22 protein-coding genes are annotated in these 21,047 nt (G+C 68.7%); 15 read left to right on the top strand and 7 right to left on the bottom strand.

Annotated elements, in window-relative coordinates:
* The first annotated feature begins 56 nt into the window (after window positions 1-56).
* Window positions 57-1,253 (top strand): pyridoxal-phosphate-dependent aminotransferase family protein, encoded by a 1,197-nt coding sequence (locus QQK83_RS05490; protein WP_284262416.1) that lies wholly within the window; start codon window positions 57-59, stop codon window positions 1,251-1,253.
* Between the two features lie 147 nt (window positions 1,254-1,400).
* On the opposite strand, the gene copM is transcribed toward QQK83_RS05490, so the two are convergent.
* The gene (gene copM, locus QQK83_RS05485; RefSeq protein ID WP_284262415.1) at window positions 1,401-1,778 is read right to left on the bottom strand and encodes a CopM family metallochaperone; all 378 of its coding nucleotides are present in this window, start codon (window positions 1,776-1,778) and stop codon (window positions 1,401-1,403) included.
* Between the two features lie 57 nt (window positions 1,779-1,835).
* Window positions 1,836-2,954, bottom strand: coding sequence for a pyridoxal phosphate-dependent aminotransferase (locus QQK83_RS05480; RefSeq protein ID WP_284262413.1), 1,119 nt, complete (start codon window positions 2,952-2,954; stop codon window positions 1,836-1,838).
* 143 nt (window positions 2,955-3,097) lie between these two features.
* Between QQK83_RS05480 and QQK83_RS05475 the strand changes: the two genes are divergently transcribed.
* From QQK83_RS05475 to QQK83_RS05460, 4 genes are all read left to right on the top strand, one after another.
* A complete protein-coding gene (locus tag QQK83_RS05475) occupies window positions 3,098-4,261 on the top strand; it encodes an alpha-hydroxy acid oxidase (RefSeq protein WP_284262411.1) in 1,164 nt (387 codons plus the stop codon).
* A 167-nt stretch (window positions 4,262-4,428) separates the two neighbouring features.
* A complete protein-coding gene (locus QQK83_RS05470) occupies window positions 4,429-4,755 on the top strand; it encodes a hypothetical protein (protein ID WP_284262410.1) in 327 nt (108 codons plus the stop codon).
* Window positions 4,756-4,827: 72 nt separating this feature from the next.
* Complete coding sequence (locus QQK83_RS05465) at window positions 4,828-6,354, top strand: ATP-dependent DNA helicase (protein ID WP_284262409.1); 1,527 nt, start codon at window positions 4,828-4,830, stop codon at window positions 6,352-6,354.
* Window positions 6,351-7,085: an SDR family oxidoreductase gene (locus tag QQK83_RS05460; RefSeq protein ID WP_284262408.1), complete on the top strand. Its 735-nt coding sequence runs from the start codon at window positions 6,351-6,353 to the stop codon at window positions 7,083-7,085. Before QQK83_RS05465 ends, QQK83_RS05460 begins: the two co-directional genes overlap by 4 nt.
* 38 nt (window positions 7,086-7,123) lie before the next feature.
* Here the strand turns inward: QQK83_RS05460 and QQK83_RS05455 are convergent, their stop codons facing one another.
* The 5 genes from QQK83_RS05455 to QQK83_RS05435 all read right to left on the bottom strand — a co-directional run bounded on the left by QQK83_RS05455 (window position 7,124) and on the right by QQK83_RS05435 (window position 12,977).
* Window positions 7,124-7,900 (bottom strand): TIGR02186 family protein, encoded by a 777-nt coding sequence (locus tag QQK83_RS05455; RefSeq protein WP_284262406.1) that lies wholly within the window; start codon window positions 7,898-7,900, stop codon window positions 7,124-7,126.
* A complete protein-coding gene (locus QQK83_RS05450; RefSeq protein ID WP_284262405.1) occupies window positions 7,897-8,823 on the bottom strand; it encodes a sulfite exporter TauE/SafE family protein in 927 nt (308 codons plus the stop codon). The genes QQK83_RS05455 and QQK83_RS05450 overlap by 4 nt, the downstream gene beginning before the upstream one ends.
* 116 nt (window positions 8,824-8,939) lie before the next feature.
* Complete coding sequence (locus QQK83_RS05445) at window positions 8,940-10,109, bottom strand: type III PLP-dependent enzyme (RefSeq protein ID WP_284262404.1); 1,170 nt, start codon at window positions 10,107-10,109, stop codon at window positions 8,940-8,942.
* A 272-nt stretch (window positions 10,110-10,381) separates the two neighbouring features.
* On the bottom strand, window positions 10,382-11,248 hold the full coding sequence (locus QQK83_RS05440; RefSeq protein ID WP_284262403.1) for an urea carboxylase-associated family protein: 867 nt from the start codon (window positions 11,246-11,248) through the stop codon (window positions 10,382-10,384).
* A gap of 100 nt (window positions 11,249-11,348) precedes the next feature.
* Window positions 11,349-12,977: an FAD-binding dehydrogenase gene (locus QQK83_RS05435; RefSeq protein ID WP_284262402.1), complete on the bottom strand. Its 1,629-nt coding sequence runs from the start codon at window positions 12,975-12,977 to the stop codon at window positions 11,349-11,351.
* A gap of 195 nt (window positions 12,978-13,172) precedes the next feature.
* Here QQK83_RS05435 and QQK83_RS05430 point away from each other — a divergent pair, with 195 nt between their 5' ends.
* From QQK83_RS05430 to QQK83_RS05385, 10 genes are all read left to right on the top strand, one after another.
* On the top strand, window positions 13,173-13,631 hold the full coding sequence (locus QQK83_RS05430) for a VOC family protein (protein ID WP_417750334.1): 459 nt from the start codon (window positions 13,173-13,175) through the stop codon (window positions 13,629-13,631).
* A gap of 109 nt (window positions 13,632-13,740) precedes the next feature.
* The gene (locus tag QQK83_RS05425) at window positions 13,741-13,962 is read left to right on the top strand and encodes a hypothetical protein (protein ID WP_284262399.1); all 222 of its coding nucleotides are present in this window, start codon (window positions 13,741-13,743) and stop codon (window positions 13,960-13,962) included.
* Between the two features lie 42 nt (window positions 13,963-14,004).
* Complete coding sequence (locus tag QQK83_RS05420) at window positions 14,005-14,871, top strand: branched-chain amino acid aminotransferase (RefSeq protein WP_284262432.1); 867 nt, start codon at window positions 14,005-14,007, stop codon at window positions 14,869-14,871.
* A 63-nt stretch (window positions 14,872-14,934) separates the two neighbouring features.
* The gene (locus tag QQK83_RS05415) at window positions 14,935-15,390 is read left to right on the top strand and encodes a universal stress protein (protein WP_284262398.1); all 456 of its coding nucleotides are present in this window, start codon (window positions 14,935-14,937) and stop codon (window positions 15,388-15,390) included.
* Window positions 15,391-15,481: 91 nt separating this feature from the next.
* Window positions 15,482-16,045 carry a NifU family protein gene (locus tag QQK83_RS05410; protein ID WP_284262397.1) on the top strand — a complete coding sequence of 188 codons (564 nt, stop codon included), beginning with the start codon at window positions 15,482-15,484 and terminating at the stop codon, window positions 16,043-16,045.
* A 4-nt stretch (window positions 16,046-16,049) separates the two neighbouring features.
* Window positions 16,050-16,691: a tRNA (adenosine(37)-N6)-threonylcarbamoyltransferase complex dimerization subunit type 1 TsaB gene (gene tsaB / locus QQK83_RS05405; protein ID WP_284262396.1), complete on the top strand. Its 642-nt coding sequence runs from the start codon at window positions 16,050-16,052 to the stop codon at window positions 16,689-16,691.
* Window positions 16,688-17,137, top strand: a complete 450-nt coding sequence (locus QQK83_RS05400) for a GNAT family N-acetyltransferase (protein ID WP_284262395.1) — start codon at window positions 16,688-16,690, stop codon at window positions 17,135-17,137. The genes tsaB and QQK83_RS05400 overlap by 4 nt, the downstream gene beginning before the upstream one ends.
* A gap of 165 nt (window positions 17,138-17,302) precedes the next feature.
* Window positions 17,303-18,298 carry a BMP family lipoprotein gene (locus QQK83_RS05395; protein WP_284262394.1) on the top strand — a complete coding sequence of 332 codons (996 nt, stop codon included), beginning with the start codon at window positions 17,303-17,305 and terminating at the stop codon, window positions 18,296-18,298.
* A gap of 83 nt (window positions 18,299-18,381) precedes the next feature.
* The gene (locus QQK83_RS05390) at window positions 18,382-19,929 is read left to right on the top strand and encodes an ABC transporter ATP-binding protein (protein WP_284262393.1); all 1,548 of its coding nucleotides are present in this window, start codon (window positions 18,382-18,384) and stop codon (window positions 19,927-19,929) included.
* Window positions 19,929-21,047: an ABC transporter permease gene (locus tag QQK83_RS05385; RefSeq protein ID WP_284262392.1), complete on the top strand. Its 1,119-nt coding sequence runs from the start codon at window positions 19,929-19,931 to the stop codon at window positions 21,045-21,047. Before QQK83_RS05390 ends, QQK83_RS05385 begins: the two co-directional genes overlap by 1 nt.

The following is a 21,047-nucleotide window of genomic DNA, read 5'->3' as shown; positions in this document are numbered from 1 at the left end:
ACCCGGCCGCGCCGCACGCTTACCCCTTTGCCGTCCGCGACGAAGGAACCCCCGACATGAGCCTTGCCAACGGCCGCCATTACCTCGCCATTCCCGGTCCCTCGGTCATGCCCGACCGCGTGCTTCAGGCCATGCATCGCCCCGCGCCGAACATCTACACCGGCGAGTTGGTGGAGCTGACGGCAAGCCTCGTGCCCGACCTCAAGGCCATCGCGCGCACCGAGCATAACGTGGCGATGTATATCGCCAACGGTCATGGCGCGTGGGAGGCGGCACTGGTCAACACCCTTTCGCGCGGCGATACCGTCCTGATCCTCGGCACCGGGCGCTTCTGCCTCGGCTGGGGCGAGATGGCCGCGGCGATGGGCGTGGACTGCCGGATCATCGACTTCGGCCCGCGCTCGGATATCGACATGGCCCGCGTCGCCGAGGCGCTGGAGGCTGACACCGACCACCGGATCAAGGCGGTTCTGGCCGTGCAGGTCGATACCTCGACCAGCGTTCGCAACGACATCCGCGCGCTGCGCGAGACGCTGGACGCCGCGGGGCACCCCGCGCTTCTCTTCTCCGACAACATCGCCTGTCTGGCCTGCGACGCGTTCCACATGGACGACTGGGGCGTCGACGTGATGGTCACGGGCAGCCAGAAGGGGCTGATGACGCCGCCCGGCATGGGCTTCGTCTTCTTCAACGACAAGGCCGACCGCGCGCGCGAGACAGCAGGTCTTGTCACGCCCTACTGGGATTGGCGACCGCGCGTCACGCCCGATGAATACTACAAGTATTTCAACGGCACCGCGCCGACGCATCACCTCTATGGGCTGCGCACCGCGCTCGACATGATCGCCGAGGAAGGGCTCGAGAACGTCTGGGCCCGTCACGCGACGCTTGCCCGCGCGATCTGGGCCGCGGTCGAGGTCTGGGGGCAGGCCGGGCCGGTCCGCCCCAACATCGCCGACCGCGCCAAACGCAGCCACGCGGTGACCACGATCACCTTCGGCCCCGGCAACGGCCAGCGCCTGCGCGACTGGATGACGGCGAACGCGGGCGTGACGCTGGGCATTCCGCTGGGGGGCGTCGAGGGCGCGGATGCGCAGAAGGAGGATTTCCTGCGCATCGGCCACATGGGCCATGTCAACGCGCATATGGTGCTCGGCGTCCTTGCCAACCTTCAGGCCGGCATGGCCGCGCTGCAGATCCCGCATGGGCCCACCGGGCTCGAGGCGGCGGTGAACGTCATCGCCGAAGGCTGAGGGACAGCGCCGGAAGGCCGCACCGATCACGCCGACCGTCCCCGCCCAGTCCCAAGGGGCAAAGAGGGCACCGACCGGCGGGACTGGCCCCATGGCGGAGATCGTCTGGTTGGGCGGACAGCTGACCGCTTGCCGCCCACCGGTGGATTAGGGCGCGTTGCGCTCGAGCCAGTTCCGCATGAATGCAATCTCCTCCTCCTGCGCCGCGATGATGTCCTCGGCCAGCGACCGCAGCTCGGGGTTGTCACCGTGGTCCAGCAAAATGCGCGCCATGGCGACCGCACCCTCGTGATGGGCGATCATGCCCCGGGCGAAGTCGATGTCGGCATCCCCGGAATAGGCGATGTCCATCCCGGCATGCATCTCGGCATTGGCTGCGCGGAATGCGGCCTCGGCCGGTCCGCTCACCGGGGCGCCATGGGAGGCATGGGAGGCATGGGCCGCGTGATCGGCCTGCGCCTCGGACAGGCTTGGCGAAAGAACTGCCAGCGCGAGGCAGGCGAGGGGGACGGTGGCGAGTCGCATGACGAGATCTCCGGATGCTACCCGGAAACTCGGCGTCTCGATGCGGGATTCGGCAAGTCACTCTCGCGTGAAGGACCCAGCCTCGGACAGCGCGCCCGGCAGGGCGGCCGCGAAGGTGGCGATGTCGGCGGGACGACCGACCGAGACCCGGATGCAGCGATCCTGCGGCGCGGTGAAGGGCATACGGACGAAGATGCCCTGCGCGACGAGGCTCTTCAGCACCGCGCGGGCGAAATCCCCGTCACGGCCACAGTCGATCGTCACGAAATTGGTCGCGGAGGGCAGCGGCGTCAGGCCGTTCTCCCGCGCGGTGGCCGCGATGGCCTCCCGCGCTTCGGCGATGTGGGCGACGGTCGCGCGCAGGTAATCCTGGTCGGCCAGGGCCGCCAGCGCCCCCGCCTGCGCCACGCGGCCCATGCCGAAATGGTTGCGGATCTTGTTGAAGGACGTGACGAACCCGGCCTCGGCCAGCGCATAGCCCACACGCAGCCCGGCAAGCCCATAGGCCTTGGAGAAGGTGCGGAAGCGGATCACGCGCGGATGCGTCATGTCGAGGGGCGGGATGGCCCCCGCGGGCGCGGTGTCGGCATAGGCCTCGTCCAGTGCCAGAACGGTCCCCTCGGGCAGCGCGTCGATCATCGCCTGCACGGTGGCCGCGTCATGCCAGCTGCCCATCGGGTTGTCGGGGTTGGCGAAGTAGACGAGCTTGGCGTCCACCTCGCGCGCGCGGGCCAGCAGCGCCTCGGGGTCTTCGGCATCGTCGCGGTAGGGCACCTTGTGCAGCACCCCGCCGAAGCCCGCGACATGGTAGTTGAAGGTCGGATAGGCCCCGTCCGAGGTCACCACCGCATCGCCCGGCGCGACGAGCAACCGCACGAGATAGCCGAGCAGACCGTCGATCCCCTCGCCCACCACCACGTTCCCGGCCGCGACGCCATGATGAGCGGCAAGCGCGTGGCGCAGCTCCCACACCTCGGGGTCGCCATACATCCACGCATCCTGCGCGGCCTCGGCCATGGCGGCCACGGCGCGCGGGCTGGGGCCGAAGACGCTTTCGTTCGCGCCGAGACGGGCCGCAAAGGCAGCACCGCGCGCGCGCTCCTGCGTCTCCGGGCCGACGAAGGGGACCGAGGCGGGAAGGGTCTGGACAAGCGGGGTGTAACGGGGCGTGCTCATGCCGACGGTAGAAGCCCGAAAATCGCCCGTTTCGCAAGGCCGCGCAGGCGAAGGGGTCAACTGACGCATTGCAGGAGCGGCGTGGGCATTGGTAAGGTTTCCCGACCAATTCGCAGCCGGCCTTGTGGAAGGGAGCCCGCGTCATGCCGAAGATCACCGAGATCGAGGACCTCAAGCGCATCTACAAGCGGCGCGTGCCCAAGATGTTCTACGATTACGCCGAAACCGGCAGCTGGACCGAACAGACCTTCCGCGACAACTGTTCCGACTTCGACGAGATCCGCCTGCGCCAGCGCATCGCGGTGGACATGGACAACCGGACGACCAAGGCAAAGATGGTGGGGCAGGATTACGCCATGCCCGTGGCCCTGGCGCCCGTGGGCCTGTGCGGGATGCAATCGGCCGATGGCGAGATCAAGGCCGCCCGCGCCGCCGAGAAATTCGGCGTGCCCTTCACGCTCTCGACCCTGTCGATCTGCTCGATCGAGGATATCGCCAGCCACACCTCCGCGCCGTTCTGGTTCCAGGTCTACACGCTGCGCGACGATGATTTCATGCAGCGCCTCTTCGCGCGGGCCAAGGATGCCAAGTGCTCGGCGCTGGTCATCACGGTGGACCTGCAGATCATGGGGCAGCGCCACAAGGACATCAAGAACGGCCTCAGCGCGCCGCCCAAGCTGACGCCGTCCTCGATCCTGAACCTTGCCACCAAGGTGGGTTGGGGCCTCGAGATGCTGCAGACCAAGCGGCGCTTCTTCGGCAATGTCGTGGGCCATGCCAAGGGCGTGTCCGACCCCGGCTCGCTCGCCTCCTGGACGGCCGAGGCCTTCGACCCCTCCCTCGACTGGGAACGCATCCGCGAGTTCCGCCGCCGCTGGGACGGCCCGGTGATCCTGAAGGGCATCCTCGACCCCGAGGATGCGAAGATGGCGCTCGACGTGGGCGCGGATGCGATCGTGGTGTCGAACCACGGCGGGCGGCAGCTGGATGGGGCCCTGTCCTCGATCCGCATGCTGCCGCAGATCATGGATGCGGTGGGCGACAAGATCGAGGTGCATCTCGACAGCGGCATCCGCTCGGGACAGGACGTGCTCAAGGCGCTGGCGCTGGGGGCCAAGGGCACGATGATCGGGCGGGCCTTCGTCTACGGCCTCGGCGCGATGGGCGAGGCGGGCGTGACCCGCGCGCTGGAGGTGATCCACAAGGAACTGGACACCACCATGGCGCTCTGCGGCGAGCGGGATGTCGCCAACCTCGGGCGGCACAACCTGCTTCTGCCCGAGGATTTCGCAACCCGCTGGCGCTGATCCCGCACCCCGGCGTGCATGACCGCAGCATCGCGCCCGTCCGTGGTGGGCGCGATGGCCGTGCATTTGCTTCACGTGGCTAAAACGGCCGATCCCGCGCCGTTATCCGAGGGGATGGCCGCCACATGCCAAGGGCGTGTGCCGGTCGCCTGACCACGGACTCTTGCATGACACATGACACGACGACCCGCGCCCTGTTCGAACGGGTGCTGGACAAGCTGACACGCGCCGATGGATCGGCCGAGGCCCTGCTCTCCGCCCTCGCCCTGGACGACCGGGACACCCGCGCGCTGGCGGTGATCCACGCCCTTCTTGCGGCCGATGCCGCGCTCGCGCGCACCTTTACCGATGCCGATCTCGTCCGGCGCGACCGCGCGCTCGCGCGCGACATGGCGCTGACGCTTGCCGAACAGGCGGACCGGGTCGAGGCCGACCGCCCCGAGGCTGCGCCGGTCACGCTGGCCCTGCTGGAGCTGCCGGACCCCGCGGCCTGACACGCGGGAGGCGGCAGGGTGGGGACGCTTTGCCCCTCGCACGCCCCCGCGCCGCGGGCTAGGGTGCGGCCCATGACGACCCCCGCGCTTGCCTATTCCGACGACCAGGCCCAGGCCCATGACCGCATCGCCGAGGCATTGCGAGGCATGGGCGTGGACATCGACAACGACACCCTCACCCCCATGGTCGAGGGCAAGGCCCGCGTCATGGCCGTGGTCGGCAAGGCCGGATCGGGCAAGACCCTTCTGCTCGCCGAACTGGTGCGCGCCTTGCAGGGCGCGGGCGTCGACATCATCTCGGGCGACTGGGAGGGCCGCCGCCGCAAGGACCGGCGCACCGCCGCCGTGCTCGCCCCCACCAACAAGGCCGCCAGCGTGTTGCGCAGCCGCGGCGTGCCCGCGACCACGATCCACCGTATCCTCTATACGCCGGTCTACGACCCCGAGTTCGAAAAGGTCGCCGAATGGCTTGCCGGCAATGGCGACCGACCCGAGATCGAGGCCCTGACCGACGCCGCGATGGACCGCGCCAAGGCGGTCTACGAGACCACGAAATCCGTGCCCGCGGCGCTGGCTTCGGCCGGCCTGCGCGGCTCGGATTTCATCACCGGCTGGAAACGGCGCGAGGACCCGCTCGATATCGGGCTGATCGACGAAAGCTCGATGCTGGATGACCGCCAGTTTGACGACCTGCGCGAGATCTTTCCTTTCCTCGTGCTCTTCGGTGACCCCGCCCAGCTTGCGCCGGTGAACCAGTCCGGCCAGATGGTCTTCGACAAGATCGACACGGCCAACCGCCTCGACCTGGCCCGCATCCACCGGCAGGACGCCGACAACCCGATCCTCGACCTTGCCCATGCGCTCTCCGATCCCGAGCTGAGCTTCGAGCGGTTCGAGCGCATGATCGAGGACGCCGCCCGCCGCGACGACCGGGTGGTGGTCGCCCCCCGCGTCGACAGCGACCTGATGGCGCGCAGCCCCGTGCTGGTCTGGCGCAACGCCACGCGCATCCGCCTGATCACCGCGTTTCGCGGCGCGCATGGCGCGCCCGAGGATGCGCTGATCGCGGGCGAGCCGCTGATCTGCGACGGCATCGAGCTGCCGCTGAAGCACCGCAAGCGCCGCATCGACCTGGAGGCGCGGGGCCTGATCAAGGGCGCGCCGGCGATCTATCTCGGCCCCGGCTCGCGCCCCGGCTTTTCGCGCCTGCACGTGATCGGCGCGGAAAGCCCGCGCTTCTCGGCCGCGTCCATCGTGAAGATCGAGAAGCCGGACGAGGAAGAGCCCTTCATCCCCTATGCCGCCCGCATGGGCGCGGCTTTCCTGCACGGGGCGGCGGTGACGATCCACAAGGCGCAAGGCAGCCAATGGCCCGCGGTGCAGGTCTTCGCCCCCGACCTCTACGCCGCCTCGCGCGCTGGGCGCATGGAGGCGGGGCAGGCGCTGTGGAAGCGGCTGGCCTATGTGGCCATCACCCGCGCCGAGGAGCGGCTGCTCTGGGTCACGCGCTACGCGCTGGCCAAACCGCGCCAGCCGCTCGGCATCGCGGATCTGCCCGACCCGGCCGCCCCCCTCACCCTCGAAGCGGAGGAGACATGACGAAGACCATGATCGTGACCGGCGCCAGCGCCGGCATCGGCGAGGCGGTGGCCCGCGAGATGCTCGAGGCCGGCTGGACGGTCGGACTTGTCGCCCGCCGCGCCGAGCGGCTCGAGGCGCTGGCTGATACCTATGGAGAGGCCGCCGTTCCCCTGCCCCTCGACGTGACCGATGCCGACGCGGTGCAGGCGGCCTTTCTTGAGTTCGCCGAAGCGCAGGGCCGGCTCGATTGCCTGTTCAACAACGCGGGCATCTTCAGCCCCACCGCCCCGCTCGACGAGATCGCCGTCGAAGACTGGCGCCGCGCGGTCGACGTGAACCTGACCGGCATGTTCCTGTGCGCGCGCATGGCCTTCGGACTGATGCGGCGGCAGACGCCGCAGGGCGGGCGGATCATCATGAACGGCTCGATCTCGGCCCATGTCCCGCGCGCGGGGGCCGCGCCCTACACGGCGACCAAGCACGCCATCACCGGGCTGACGCGGCAGATCGCCCTCGACGGGCGCCCCTATGACATCGCCTGCGGACAGATCGACATCGGCAATGCCGAAACCGATCTTCTGCGCGACGCGGCCCACCAGGCGATGCAGCGCGGCGACCCTCCGCCCGAGGTGATGGACGTGGCCCATGTGGCGACATCCGTGCGCCACATGGCCGAGCTGCCGCTGTCGGCCAACATCCTGTTCCAGACGATCATGGCGACGAAAATGCCCTATGTCGGCCGCGGCTGAGCGGCGCGCGCCCTGCTCCGCTTTTCCTCGAAAACCGCTTAGGACCGGATGTAGCGGAACACCGCCGAGGCCAGCCAGCCCGCGCAGACCGCGATGACAAGCGACAGCAGGCCGTAGGCCAGCGGACGCTCGTGGGCGAGCGTGTAGATGATCCGCTCGAGCCCGACCTTGCGGACCGGGATCGCCTGTTCATGGACGTCCAGCACCTCTCCGCCCCGCGTCAGGAAGATCCGCGTGCGATAGGCCCCCTCGGTCAGGTTGGCCGGAAGGCGCACGGCCGTGTCGAACAATGTCTGCTCCCGGACCCGCACCGCGCCCTCGTTCACCTGGTAGGCGCTGCTGTCGCTGCGGATGCGGATCAGCGCCTCGGTGAAGCTTTCCTGGTCGCTGATCCCGGTGCCCACTGCCCGGATCGCGCGCGGCACCGACACCCGGTGGCGCAGGTCCTCGGTCTGGGTCAGCACCTCGGCCAGGGGTCCCGAGGTCGAGACCGCGTAGAAGGTCGGGGCAAGATCGATCTCGGAGGCATCCGTGTTCACCCAGATCCCGAAGCGGCGGTCCTTGCGGCGGACGGTGACGGGCCGGCTTGGCCCCTGGACGGTCACGATCACCTCCAGCGGGTCGCTGCCCGGCGGCGGTGCGTCGCGGCGCACCGCGCCGAAGATCAGGATCTCGGAGCCGTCGAAATTCGTGGTGATCGAGATCTCTTCCTGGCTCATCCCGGCCACCACCGACTCGGCCCCCGCCGGGGTTGCAGGTGACAGCGCCAGCGCGAGGGCCGCCAGCGCAAGACACCGGAGGCGCGCCCGCCTCACGGCGCGACCCGCGCGTCGCTGAGCGAATACAGCTCGGTCGGGGTCAGCACGAGATCCAGCGCCAGCCGCCCGCAGACCAGAAGCACCATCAGCGCCAGCAGGATGCGCAGGTTCTCGGCCTTCATCTTCACCCCGATCCGCGTGCCGACCTGCGCCCCGATCACGCCGCCCAGGATCAGCAACAGCGCCAGCACCATGTCGACCGAGTAGTTGGCCGTCGCATGCATCACGGTGGCGGCCCCGGCAACGAAGATGATCTGGAACAGCGAGGTGCCCACCACCACCTTGGTCGGCATCCCCAGCAGGTAGATCATCGCGGGGACCATCACGAAGCCGCCGCCCACGCCCATGATCGCGGCGAGCAGACCGACGAAGCAGCCCACCAGCAAGGGCGGGATGACCGAGATATACAGGCCCGAGGTGCGGAACCGCATCTTGAGGGGAAGCTTCTGCATCCAGCCCCGCGCCTTGCGCGGTGCGGGGGACGGGGCCGCGGGATGGCGCGCGCGCCGCGCCGCGCGCAGGCTTTCGGCCAGCATCAGCGTGCCGATCACCCCAAGGAACAGCACGTAGCACAGCTGCACCAGCAGATCGACCTGCCCCAGCCGCGCCAGCGCCGAGAAGACCTGCACGCCCGCGACCGTGCCCACGAGGCCACCGGCCAGCAGGACGACGCCCATCTTGAGATCCACGGTCTTGCGCTTGAAATGCGCCAGCACCCCCGACACCGAAGAGGCGACGATCTGGTTGGTGGAGGTTGCCACCGCCACGGCGGGCGGGATGCCGACGAAGAACAAGAGCGGGGTGATCAGGAACCCGCCGCCGACCCCGAACATCCCCGACAGGATACCCACCAGCCCGCCAAGCCCCAGCAGCATGAAGGCATTCACGCTGACTTCGGCGATGGGCAGGTAGATTTGCATGGGTGCGGCCCGGATGCTTGGTCTGCCCAAGCCATAGCGCGAGCAGTGGCACAAGGCCAGCGGTCAGCCGCGCCGCCCGGCTGCGACGGATCGGAACAGCCGGGCGGCGCGGCGTGTCAGATGACGACGACGTCCAGCGGCGGGAAACCGTTGAACCCCACCGAGGCATAGGACGAGGTGTAGGCCCCACAATTGCGGATCAGGACGCGGTCGCCGGATTTCAGCGCCAGCGGCAGGGCCACGGGGCGCTTTTCATAAAGCACGTCCGCGCTGTCGCAGGACGGACCCGCCAGGATGCAGGGGCCGGTCGCCTCGCCGTCATGGGGGGTGACGAACTGGTAGCGGATCGCCTCGTCCATCGTTTCGGCCAGGCCCGAGAACTTGCCGATGTCAAGATAGACCCAGCGGTGCAGGTCGTCCTCGGATTTCTTGGCGACCAGAAGCACCTCGGCGGCGATCATGCCGGCCTCGGCCACCATGCCGCGGCCGGGCTCGGCCATGATGCGGATGCCTTCGGGGAAGCGGGTGGTGACCAGCTCCATCACAGCGGCCGCATAGGCCGTGGGATGCGGGATCGCGTCGCCGTAGAAGGCGGGGAACCCGCCGCCGATGTTCAACAGGTCCAGCGCGAAGCCTGCATCCTCGGCAGCGGCCCAGACAGCAGCCACCTGGTCGAGCGTCGAGGCCCACATCGCCGGGTCGCGGGTTTGCGAGCCGACATGGAAGCTGAGTCCAACCGGGCGCAGGCCCAACTCGCGCGCCTGCGCCATCAGCGCCAGCGCGGTGTCGCGGGTGGTGCCGAACTTGCGCGTCAGCGGCCAGTCGGCGCCCGAGGCCTCGACCAGCAGGCGGATGTAGACCTGCGCGCCGGGCGCATGCTCGGCGATCTTGACGATCTCCTCGGCGGCGTCGGCGGCGAACAGCGTGATGCCCGCGCGATGCGCGAAGGCGATGTCCGAGGCGCGCTTGACCGTGTTGCCGTAGGAAATCGCCTCGGGGTGGGCGCCATGCGACAGGCACAGCTCGATCTCGCCGCGCGAGGCGGCGTCGAAGCGGCTGCCCAGGTCGACCAGCCGGTCGATGATGGCGTCGGCGGGGTTCGCCTTGACGGCGTAGTGGATCGCGGCCGGGCCAAGGCCCGCGGCCAGCGCGCGATACTGCTGCTCGACGCGGTCGATATCGATCACCAGCGTCGGGCGCTCGAAGTGATGCGCGGCGATGAAGCCCTCGAGGCGGGCGGATGCGACAGGAAAAGAGGCCGAGAAATCGGCAATCGTAGCGTTCATGGTCATCTCCGACAGACCGGGGGCCACTGGCCCCGCAACTTCCAAGGGAGACGTTACCGTCGCTACGTAACTGCGATGGTTATCCCGGGGAACATCCCCGACTTACCACCCGTGACAGAGGCGCGTGCGTTGGCGTCTTGCGGCGGGCGTATGAGGCTTTGCCCGAGTCGGCGCAAGGGATTTTTTCGAGCTCGCTCTCGGGGGTGTTTCCGCCATGCCACATGCGGTTTCCGCGATGGTGATCGGCCCCTAAGCCGGACCTCGGCCCGCCCTCAGCCCGTCCCGTGCGAACGGTCGTAGGCATTGACGGGCGGCGGGGTCCAATCGGCCGTCAGGGCGCAGTCGAACACCTCGACCAGCAAGGGGTGGCAGGGGGCCGTGTCCGAGGAATGCTCGGCCCCGCAATCGCCGCCCGGACAGGCCGAAAGCGCCCCCAGAAGGTCGATCTCGGCCAGCAGGTCGATGTGATCGCCGGGGCGCACCGGACTTGCCTTCATGATGTATTGGCCGGTGCCGCGCGAAAACCCGGTGCACATGAACACGTTGAGCACGTCGTGGACATGGCGCTCGGCCTCGGCCGCCGGCAGCCCGGTCCCGGCGGCCAGCGCGCGGGTCAGGTTGGAGTGGCAGCAGTGGTGATACTGCCCGCCATCGCTCAGAAGCGCATGGGTATAGGGATCGCAGCGCGTGCCGATCACGTCATGGACCGCCGCGCCGAAGCTGTCGATGCCATACCAGTCGAGCGTATCGCGCACCACGGTCGCCATCGGCCGCAAGCTCGGGAAGCTCGACCAGAGCCGGTCGCCGGTCGTCACATGCGTGCCGTGCAGGGCGCGCGTCTTGCCCGAGTAGAACCGCTCGGACAGGTCGGCGGCGTTCCACAGGTTCAGGTCACCGACCTGCGGCCCCTCGATCGAGCGGATGCGGATGACCTGCCCCGCACGGGCGCGGAAACAGCGCGCCTCGCGCGGGGGAACGGTGACGCTGTCGCGCAGCACGAGACCCGAGCGCGCGCCGGCCAACATGTCTTCGGCGGGATGCGGCAGGGTCGTGTCGGGGTAGCAGATCACCGGTGGGACCGCCCGGCGCGCAGCGGCATCGGCGGGCGCGGGCGTTTCGGGCGGGCGGCGGTTGGGCATGGGGCGAAGCCTTTCCGATACGGGGGGACGCGCGGGACTTGCCCCTGTGAAGCAGATGCGGGACCGGTGGGCAAGCCGGGGGGGCAAGCAGGCGGGCGGGTCAGACCCCCTCGCCCGCCGTCCTGCCCGAGAAGATGCAGCCGCCCAGAAACGTGCCCTCGAGCGCGTTGTAGCCGTGGTAGCCGCCCCCGCCAAACCCCGCCGCCTCGCCCACGGCGAAGAGGCCGGGGAAGGTGGTGCCGTCGGGGCGCAGGGCGCGCGCCGAGAGGTCGGTGTGCAACCCGCCGAGCGACTTGCGCGTCAGGATGTTGAGGCGCACGGCGATCAGCGGCCCGTGGGCCGGGTCGAGCAGGCGGTGGGGTTTCGCCGTGCGCACCAGCCTGTCGCCGAGGTAGCGGCGCGCCTGCCGGATGGCGGTGACCTGCGCATCCTCGGCTCCGCTGTCGATGGCGGCATCGCGCGCCTCGATCTGCGCGCGGATTTGGGCGGGGTCGAGCGGGGCCTCGGGGGTGAGCGCGGTCATGCCCGTGACGAGGGTCTCGAGATCGCGGGCGACCACGAAATCCGCTCCCTTCTCCTTGAAGGCTTCGACCGCGCGGGTCGCGCCCTTGCCCAGACGCTCGCGCAGCACGGCCAGCCACTTGCCGGAGGTCAGGTCGGGGTTCTGCTCGCTGCCCGACAGGGCAAACTCCTTTTCGACGATGGACTGGGTCAGGATGAACCAGCTGTGCGCGTGACCCGTCGACAGGATGCGCCTGAGCGTGCCGAGCGTGTCGAAGCCGGGGAAGCAGGGGGCCTCCATCCGGTCTCCCCGCGCGTCGAGCCAGAGCGAGGAGGGGCCGGGCAGGATGCGGATGCCGTGGTTCGGCCAGATCGGGTCCCAGTTCTGCAGACCCTCGCAATAGTGCCACATCCGGTCGCGGTTGATGAGCTGAGCGCCTGCGGCCTCGGCATGGCCAAGCATCGCGCCATCGACGTAATCGGGCACGCCCGAGACCATGCGCACGGGCGCGGGGCCGAGGCGGGCCTCGGGCCATGCGGCGCGGACAAGGTCGTGGTTGCCGCCGATGCCGCCCGAGGCGATCACCACCGCCTCGGCGCGGGCGGCGAAGCGTCCGGTGACGCTGCGGTTGGTGCTGGCCCCGATGGGCGCATTGTCGGGGGCGAGGATCTCGCCCTCGACCCCGGTGACGAGACCCGCCTCGACCGTCAGCGCCGTGACCCGGCGACGGAAGGCGAGCGTGATGCGCGGATGGGCCATGACGCGGACCGCATAGGGTTTCACCACGCCCGTTCCGGTGCCCCATGTGACGTGGAAGCGGGGAAGGCTGTTGCCGTGCCCCTCGGGCGCGTAGCGGCGTTCGGCCCAGCCGACGACCGGGAACCAGCGCATCCCGAGCCCGTGGAGATAGGCCCGCATCGGGCCTGCGGCGAAATCGAGATAGGCCTCGGCCCAGGCGCGCGGGTTGGCATCTTCGGGCCGGTCGAACCCGGCCGAGCCGAACCAGTCGCGCGCGGCAAGATCGCGGCTGTCGCGCAGGCGCAAGCGGCGCTGTTCGGGGGTGTCGACCATGAACAGACCGCCAAGGCTCCACCAGGCCTGCCCGCCGAGGGATTGCGGCCCCTCCTGCTCGAGGATCAACACCCGCCGCCCGCGTTCGGCCGCGTGCCAGGCGCTCACCAGCCCCGACAGCCCTGCCCCGATCACGATGACATCCGCCTGTTCCATCTGCGCCGCCTCCCCTGCCGCGCAGAGCAGGTTAGCAGGACAGGGCCACACCTGTCGCGCGGAACACGGGCGTCGGGCCCATTTCCTGCACAGGATCGGTGCGTGTGTGGGGGAGGACGCGGCCAGCCGGATCGGGCAAGCAGGGCCGCGAAGGAGACCCATACCATGACACACAGCTACACCGCCCCCGCAGGGATGAGCATCGGGCATGTTCATCTGAAAGTCTCTGACTTGGAAGGATCCATCGCCTTTTACCGCGACGTGCTCGGCCTGGGCCTCATGCAACGCTACGGCGCGCAGGCGGCGTTCCTGTCGGCGGGAGGATATCACCACCACATCGGGCTCAACACCTGGGAAAGCGCGGGCGGGCCGCGGCCGCCGCGCAATGCGGTGGGCCTCTATCACACGGCGTTCCTTTATCCTGATCGCCCGTCTCTGGCGCGTGCCTTTCGCCGGGTGCTCGAGGCCGGGATAGAGATCGAGGGCGCAGCCGATCATGGCGTGTCGGAAGCGATCTATTTCAGCGACCCGGACGGCAACGGCATCGAGCTGTACCGCGACCGCGCGCCCGAGGATTGGCCACGCGCGCCCGATGGCGAGTTGCGCATGGTCAATGCCCGGCTGAACCTGGAGGCGCTTCTGGCCGAGGCTTGAGCGTCTGTGAAAATTTGCACAGATTTGGCGGCATTCGCGGGTTTGACTTGCGCGCTCGCAGGGGTATATATCAGCCCACGACCTTGGATCACGGATCGAGGAGCGTCCCATGACAAGCAAATCCGACCATCGGGCCACCCGCCCGCAGGCCCGCCTCGTGGCCGGGCCAGAGACGACACCGGCGGCGCGCGTGCGGCCAGACCACGCCAACACCCATGGCAGGGCGACCCCGCGCGTTGCCGCGACGCGCCGCACCGGCGCGCAGATGCAGGCGCAAAGCGGCGCCTCCATGACCTACCAGCTGGGGTTCACCTCTGGACCTTCCAGCTGATCTGCCCTTACGCTCTTCCCCTGCATGAAGGGGGAGAGCGCGATGGCCGTCGGCACCAACATCAAGACCTATTTCAACGGCACATGGCATGACGGGGACGTGCCCGTCATGGGGGCTGCCGACCACGGCGCGTGGCAGGGCACGACCGTCTTCGACGGTGCGCGCTACGTCGACGGGCTTGCCCCCGATCTGCGCGCGCATTGCGACCGCGTCGTGCGCTCGGCGCAGGCGCTGATGCTGCATCCCGACAAGACCGGCGCAGAGATCTTCGAGATCGCATGGGAGGGGCTGGCGCGATACCCCGGCGATGCCGCCGTCTATGTGCGCCCGATGTTCTGGGGCATCGACGGCGGCGCCTACGGGATCATCCCGGCCGACGCGCCCGCGGGCTTTGCCATCTGCCTCGAAGAGGTGCCGCTTGCCCCGCCCGAGGCCACCGTGCGGCTGACCACGACCCAGTTCCACCGCCCCGTTCTGACCGACAATGTCTGCAACGCCAAGGCCGGGTGCCTCTACCCCAACAACGCCCGCATGCTGGCCGAGGCCCTGCGCAAGGGCTACGACAACGCGCTGGTGTGCGACGCGATGGGCAACGTGGCCGAGACGGCGACGGCCAATGTGTTCATGGTGCGCGATGGCGTGGTCTTCACGCCCATTCCCAACGGCACCTTCCTGAACGGGATCACGCGGCAGCGCCACATGGCCAACCTGCGCGCGGCGGGCGTCGAAGTGGTCGAGACCGTGCTGGGCTTCGAGGATTTCCGGCAGGCGGACGAGGTCTTCATGTCCGGCAACCTCAACAAGGTGACCCCGGTGGTCGAGTTCGACGGCACGCGCTACGAGCATGGCCCGGTGACCCGGCAGGTGCGCGCGCTCTACTGGGACTGGGCGGCGAGCGACGCGGCCTGAGCGCGCAACGGATGGACAGGCGCGGCGGCGCGCGCCATGCTGCCCGCCGGAGAGGATCATCCGATGCGCAAGTTTCTCGTCGTGCTCGACGACACCCGCGAATGTCTGAACGCCATGCGTTTCGCCGCGATGCGCGCGGCCAACACGCAAGGCGGGGTCGAGATCCTGTCCGTCATTCCCCCGGACGAGTTCAACCACTGGATCGGCGTCGCCGAGATGATGCGTGCCGAGGCGCGCGAGCGGATCGAGGCGCATTTCAACGTCTTCGCCAAGTGGATGCGTGACCGGCTGGGGGTGGACCCGACCCTCGTGATCCGCGAGGGCGAGCCGGTGACCGAGATCCTCGCCCATATCCGCGACGCGCCCGAGATCGGCGTCCTGGTGCTGGGCGCGGGATCTGGCAAGTCGGGGCCGGGGCCGCTGGTGACGGCGATGGTGAAACAGGCGGGCACACTTCCGGTGCCGATCACGATCGTGCCGGTCGAGTTGAGCAAGGAACAGCTGGAACAGATCACCTGATCCGGCGGTGCCCGGTTTTAGAACCATTCCAAAACTTGACTCTGCGCCGCTCCCCCCGCATATCTGACGAAACCGATAGGGAATGCGCCTCATGTTCATCCAGACCGAATCCACCCCGAACCCGGCCACGCTGAAGTTCCTGCCCGGCCAGACCGTGCTGGAGATGGGCACGGCCGATTTCCCCAGCGCCGAGGCGGCGCAGAAATCACCGCTCGCCGCCCGCATCTTCGCGGTCGAGGGAGTGACGGGCGTGTTCTTCGGGACGGATTTCGTGACCGTGACCAAGGCCGAGCCGGTGGCGTGGGAGCATGTGAAGCCCGCGATCCTCGGCGCGATCATGGAGCATTTCCAGTCGGGCGCACCGATCATGGAGGGCGAGCACCAGGCCGCGGGTGGCCATGCCGAGCATGACGGCGAGGACGCCGAGATCGTGGGCCAGATCAAGACGCTGCTCGACACGCGCGTGCGGCCCGCCGTGGCGCAGGATGGGGGCGACATCACCTTTCACGGCTTCGACCGCGGCGTGGTCTACCTGCACATGCAGGGGGCCTGCGCCGGCTGCCCCTCGTCCACGCTGACGCTGAAGATGGGGATCGAGAACCTGCTGCGCCACTACATCCCCGAAGTGCTCGAGGTGCGCCCTGTCAACGTCTGAGCCCTTGGTCCTGGCCTTCGACACATCGGCCGCGCATTGCGCGGCCGCTTTGCTGTCGGGCAGCCGAGTGCTGGCCGCCGCCCATGAGGAGATGGGCAAGGGTCAGGCCGAGCGCCTGATGCCGCTGATCGCCGAGGTGCTGACGAAAGGGGGCGCGTCGCTCTCCGATCTCGACGCCATCGGGGTGGGCGTGGGTCCGGGCAATTTCACCGGCATCCGCATCTCGGTCTCGGCGGCGCGGGGGCTGGCGCTGGCGCTTGGCATCCCGGCGGTGGGCGTCGGCACGCTCGAGGCGCGGGCCGAGGGCCTGCCGCGCCCGCTGACCGTGATCGACGACGCGCGCCGGGGCGAGGTCTATGCCCAAATCTTCGACGGCGACGGGGATGCACCCGATGGGCCCATGCTGCTGGATGCGGGCGAGGTCGGGCTGGTCCTGCCCTCCGACAGGGTCACCGGCACCGCTGCCGCGGCCCTGCAGGGCGCGACCGCCCTGCCCCCCGCCATGCCGCTGGCCGAGGCGATCGCGCGCATCGCCGCGCGCCGCTTCCGCGTCCCTGCCCTGCCCCGGCCCGCACCGCTCTATGTCCGCGCCGCCGATGCCGCCCCCTCGCGCGAACGGGGTCCGGCGATGCTGCCGTCATCATGACGCCCGCGCGGATGGCCGCGATCCACGCCGCCGCCTTCGAGGGCAAGGGCGAGGTGTGGTCCGAGGCCGAGATCGCCGCCCTGCGTGCGCAGCCGACAACGGATTTCGTTGCGACCGGTAACGACGGGTTCGTGCTGCTGCGGATCATTCCGCCCGAGGCGGAGATCCTGACGCTGGCCGTAGATCCTGCGGCGCAACGCAGGGGCCTTGGGGTGATCCTCGTCGATGTCGCGGCGGCGCTTGTCGCGGGCCGGGGCGCCGAGACGCTGTTTCTCGAGGTGGCCGAGGACAACACCGCCGCCCGCGCGCTTTACGACAAGGCCGGGTGCACCGAGGTCGGGCGGCGCAAGGGCTATTACGCCCGCCACGATGGGCCCGCCGTTGACGCGCTGATCCTGTCTCGTCTTCTGGCCGCCGAAAAAACCGGCAAGGCCTGCAAAAGCTGACCTTGCGGCAACCGCCTGGCCGGTGTCACAGGGCAGAATCCGGTTGACCCTTCCCGCGGGCTTGGCCCTTAATCGGGCGTGGGGGATCGTATCCGATCTTTGCAGTCCATGCCGGGACCGCCGCCGGATAACGCGCAGCGGCCCGATCCAACCGGGAGTATATGCATGACCATGATGAAGAGCCTGATGGGCGCTGCCGCGGCCCTGGCATTCAGCGCCGGTGGCGCGCTGGCCGAACCGGCGATCATTTTCGACCTCGGCGGCAAGTTCGACCGCTCGTTCAACGAAGCGGCCTTCACCGGGGCGGAGCGTTGGGCCGAGGCGACCGGCGGCTCCTACCGCGAGATTGAACTGCAGTCCGACGCCCAGCGCGAACAGGCGATGCGCCGCCTTGCCGAGGCGGGCGCGAACCCGATCGTGATGGCGGGCTTCAGCCAGGCGACGCCCCTGTCGGTGGTCGCGCCCGACTATCCCGACACCACCTTCGTCATCATCGACGGCGTCGTGGACGAGCCCAACGTGCGCTCGGTCATCTTCTCCGAGCATGAAGGCTCCTACCTCGTCGGCATGCTGGCTGCGATGGCCTCCGAGACCGGCACCGTCGGCTTCGTCGGCGGCATGGACATTCCGCTGATCTCGCGCTTCGCCTGCGGCTATGCACAGGGCGTCGTCGCCGTGAACCCCGAGGCGACCGTGATCGCCAACATGACGGGCACCACGCCCGCCGCCTGGAACGACCCGGTGCGCGGTGGCGAACTGACCCGTGGCCAGATCGCTCAGGGTGCCGACGTGGTCTATGCCGCCGCCGGTGGCACCGGCCTCGGCGTTCTGCAGGTCGCCGCCGACGAGGGCATCCTCTCGATCGGTGTGGACAGCAACCAGAACTACCTGCACCCCGGTTCGGTGCTGACCTCGATGCTCAAGCGCGTCGATGTTGCCGTCAATGACGCCTTCACCACCGGCCCCGAGGTCGAGACCGGCATCCATGTTTTCGGCCTTGCCGAAGAGGGTGTGGGCTACGCCGTGGACGAGAACAACGCCGAGCTGATCAGCGAAGAGATGATGGCCGCGGTCGATGCGGCGCGCGCATCGATCATCGCGGGCGAGATCATGGTCCACAACTTCACCGAGGACGGCACCTGCCCCGTGCAGATGCAGTGATCGCCTGATGTAAGACCCGAGCGGGCCGCGGTGCGAAAGCTGCCGCGGCCCGCCGCAGTTAGAACCGCCCATCAGAGGTTCCCATGACGACACCCGCCCCCGCAATCGAGCTGAAAGGCATCTCAAAGGCCTTCGGCCCCGTGCAGGCGAACAAGGACATCTCGATGTCCGTCGCGCGCGGCACGATCCACGGCATCGTGGGCGAGAACGGCGCGGGAAAGTCGACGCTGATGTCGATCCTCTACGGCTTCTACAAGGCCGACCGGGGCGAGATCTTCATCAACGGCAAACCCACCCCCATCCCCGACAGCCAGGCCGCGATCCGCGCCGGCATCGGGATGGTCCACCAGCATTTCAAGCTGGTCGAGAATTTCACCGTGGTCGAGAACGTGATCCTCGGGGCCGAGGATGGCGCGCTTCTGACCCCGTCCATCGCCAAGGCGCGGAAGCTTCTGACCGAGCTGTCCGAGGAATACGGGCTGAAGGTCGACCCCGACGCGATCATCGAAGACCTGAGCGTCGGCCACCAGCAGCGCGTCGAGATCCTCAAGCAGCTCTACCGCCACGCCGATATCCTGATCCTCGACGAGCCCACGGGCGTTCTGACCCCTTCCGAGGCCGACCAGCTTTTCCGCATCCTCGAGCGGCTCAAGGAAGAGGGCAAGACGATCATCCTGATCACCCACAAGCTGCGCGAGATCATGGAGATCACCGACACCGTCAGCGTGATGCGCCGCGGCGAGATGACGAACACGGTCAGGACCGCCGACACCTCGCCCGCCGAGCTGGCCGAGATGATGGTGGGCCGCAAGGTGCTTCTGCGCGTGGAAAAGGCCCCCGCGCAGCCCGGCGACGTGGTGCTGAAGGTCGACAACCTGCGCGTCGTGCGCGGCGGGGTCGAGCGGCTCAAGGGTGTCTCCTTCGAGATCCGCGCGGGCGAGATCCTCGGCATCGCGGGCGTTGCGGGCAACGGGCAGACCGAGCTTCTGGAGGTGCTGGGCGGCATGATCCCGGCGCAGGGCGGCAGCGTCACGCTGCACAACGAGGCCATCGACCTGACCGGCAAGCACTCCGACGGCCAGACACGGCGCGCGCGCGGGATCGGGCATGTCCCCGAGGACCGGCAGGACGAGGGGCTGATCATGGCCTTCGAGGCCTGGGAAAACGTCGCCTTCGGCTATCACAAGGACCCGAAATTCAATTCGGGGATGCTGATGAACCACGCCGCGATCAAGGCCGATTGCGCCGACAAGATGGCGCGCTACGACGTCCGCCCGCCGAACCCGCGCCTGCCTGCACGCAACTTCTCTGGCGGCAACCAGCAGAAGATCGTCGTCGCCCGCGAGATGGACCGCGCGCCCGACCTGTTGCTTGTCGGCCAGCCGACGCGCGGCGTCGATATCGGCGCGATCGAGTTCATCCACAGCCAGATCATCGCGCTGCGCGATCAGGGCAAGGCGATCCTGCTGGTGTCGGTGGAACTGGACGAGATCATGGGCCTGTCGGACCGCATCGCGGTCATGTTCGACGGCAAGCTGATGGGCGAGCGCCTGCCCTCCGAGACCAACGAGAACGAGCTGGGCCTGTTGATGGCCGGCGTGACCGATACCCGGACCGAGGGGGCCGCCTGATGGACAAGATGCCGAAATGGGCCGACATCATCCTGATCCCGCTGATCAGCGTGGTCCTGGCGCTGGTGGTCTCGGGCCTTGTCGTGGCGCTGATCGGGGAAAGCCCGTGGCGCGCGATGCAGGTCATGGTGCAGGGTGCCTTCGGCTCGGCCTATGGCTGGGGCTACACGCTCTACTACGCGACCAACTTCATCTTCACCGGGCTGGCCGTCGCCGTCGCCTTCCACGCGCGGCTCTTCAACATCGGGGGCGAGGGACAGGCCGCCATCGGGGGGCTTGGCGTGGCGATCATCCTGCTGGGCGTGGCCTGGCCGCATTGGACCATCGCGCTTCTGGCGGCGATCCTGTTTTCCGCGGCCTTCGGCGCGGCCTGGGCGGCGGTGCCCGCCTACCTGCAGGCCAAGCGCGGCAGCCACATCGTGATCACCACGATCATGTTCAACTACATCGCCTCGGCGCTGCTGGTTTACCTTTTGGTCAACGTCTTCCGCGTCGAGGGCTCGATGGCCCCCGAAAGCGCCCGCTTCGCCGAGGCGACCAACCTGCCCACCGCATCGGATTTCGCGGGCTTCCTCGGCTTCGGCACCTCTGCGCCGCTGAACTTCGCCTTTTTCATCGCGCTTCTGGCCTGCGTCGGCGTCTGGCTGCTGATCTGGAAGACACGTCTCGGCTACGAGATCCGCGCCTTCGGCCAGTCGCAGACGGCGGCCGTCTATGCAGGCATCAACCCCACCAAGATCATCATGATCACCATGCTGATCTCGGGTGGGCTGGCCGGCATGATGGCGATCAACGTCGTGATGGGCGAGGCCGAGCGGCTGGTCCTCGACTTCGTCGAAGGGGCGGGCTTCGTCGGCATCGCGGTGGCGCTGATGGGCCGTTCGCACCCCGTGGGCGTGGTTCTGGCAGCACTTCTCTTCGGAGCACTTTACCAGGGCGGCGCGGAATTGCAGTTCGAGATGCCCGCGATCAGCCGCGAGATGGTGGTGGTGATCCAGGCGCTCGTGATCCTGTTCACGGGCGCGCTCGACAACATGGTGCGGATGCCCATGGAAAGCCTGTTCCTGTCGCTGAGGCGCCGCCGCGAGGCGGGCCAGAGCCAAACCCCGGCGGAGTGA

Origin of the sequence: Roseicyclus amphidinii (assembly GCF_030163755.1) — a bacterium.
Taxonomy (GTDB): domain Bacteria; phylum Pseudomonadota; class Alphaproteobacteria; order Rhodobacterales; family Rhodobacteraceae; genus Roseicyclus; species Roseicyclus amphidinii.
This window is presented reverse-complemented; position numbering and strand designations above follow the sequence as displayed.

Bases quoted from the DNA above. Each gene is read 5' to 3' on its own strand.
- QQK83_RS05490 (WP_284262416.1), top strand. From the start codon at position 57: ATGAGCCTTGCCAACGGCCGCCATTACCTCGCCATTCCCGGTCCCTCG.
- copM (WP_284262415.1), bottom strand. From the start codon at position 1,778: ATGCGACTCGCCACCGTCCCCCTCGCCTGCCTCGCGCTGGCAGTTCTT.
- QQK83_RS05480 (WP_284262413.1), bottom strand. From the start codon at position 2,954: ATGAGCACGCCCCGTTACACCCCGCTTGTCCAGACCCTTCCCGCCTCG.
- QQK83_RS05475 (WP_284262411.1), top strand. From the start codon at position 3,098: ATGCCGAAGATCACCGAGATCGAGGACCTCAAGCGCATCTACAAGCGG.
- QQK83_RS05470 (WP_284262410.1), top strand. From the start codon at position 4,429: ATGACACATGACACGACGACCCGCGCCCTGTTCGAACGGGTGCTGGAC.
- QQK83_RS05465 (WP_284262409.1), top strand. From the start codon at position 4,828: ATGACGACCCCCGCGCTTGCCTATTCCGACGACCAGGCCCAGGCCCAT.
- QQK83_RS05460 (WP_284262408.1), top strand. From the start codon at position 6,351: ATGACGAAGACCATGATCGTGACCGGCGCCAGCGCCGGCATCGGCGAG.
- QQK83_RS05450 (WP_284262405.1), bottom strand. From the start codon at position 8,823: ATGCAAATCTACCTGCCCATCGCCGAAGTCAGCGTGAATGCCTTCATG.
- QQK83_RS05445 (WP_284262404.1), bottom strand. From the start codon at position 10,109: ATGAACGCTACGATTGCCGATTTCTCGGCCTCTTTTCCTGTCGCATCC.
- QQK83_RS05440 (WP_284262403.1), bottom strand. From the start codon at position 11,248: ATGCCCAACCGCCGCCCGCCCGAAACGCCCGCGCCCGCCGATGCCGCT.
- QQK83_RS05435 (WP_284262402.1), bottom strand. From the start codon at position 12,977: ATGGAACAGGCGGATGTCATCGTGATCGGGGCAGGGCTGTCGGGGCTG.
- QQK83_RS05430 (WP_417750334.1), top strand. From the start codon at position 13,173: ATGAGCATCGGGCATGTTCATCTGAAAGTCTCTGACTTGGAAGGATCC.
- QQK83_RS05425 (WP_284262399.1), top strand. From the start codon at position 13,741: ATGACAAGCAAATCCGACCATCGGGCCACCCGCCCGCAGGCCCGCCTC.
- QQK83_RS05420 (WP_284262432.1), top strand. From the start codon at position 14,005: ATGGCCGTCGGCACCAACATCAAGACCTATTTCAACGGCACATGGCAT.
- QQK83_RS05415 (WP_284262398.1), top strand. From the start codon at position 14,935: ATGCGCAAGTTTCTCGTCGTGCTCGACGACACCCGCGAATGTCTGAAC.
- QQK83_RS05410 (WP_284262397.1), top strand. From the start codon at position 15,482: ATGTTCATCCAGACCGAATCCACCCCGAACCCGGCCACGCTGAAGTTC.
- QQK83_RS05400 (WP_284262395.1), top strand. From the start codon at position 16,688: ATGACGCCCGCGCGGATGGCCGCGATCCACGCCGCCGCCTTCGAGGGC.
- QQK83_RS05395 (WP_284262394.1), top strand. From the start codon at position 17,303: ATGACCATGATGAAGAGCCTGATGGGCGCTGCCGCGGCCCTGGCATTC.
- QQK83_RS05390 (WP_284262393.1), top strand. From the start codon at position 18,382: ATGACGACACCCGCCCCCGCAATCGAGCTGAAAGGCATCTCAAAGGCC.
- QQK83_RS05385 (WP_284262392.1), top strand. From the start codon at position 19,929: ATGGACAAGATGCCGAAATGGGCCGACATCATCCTGATCCCGCTGATC.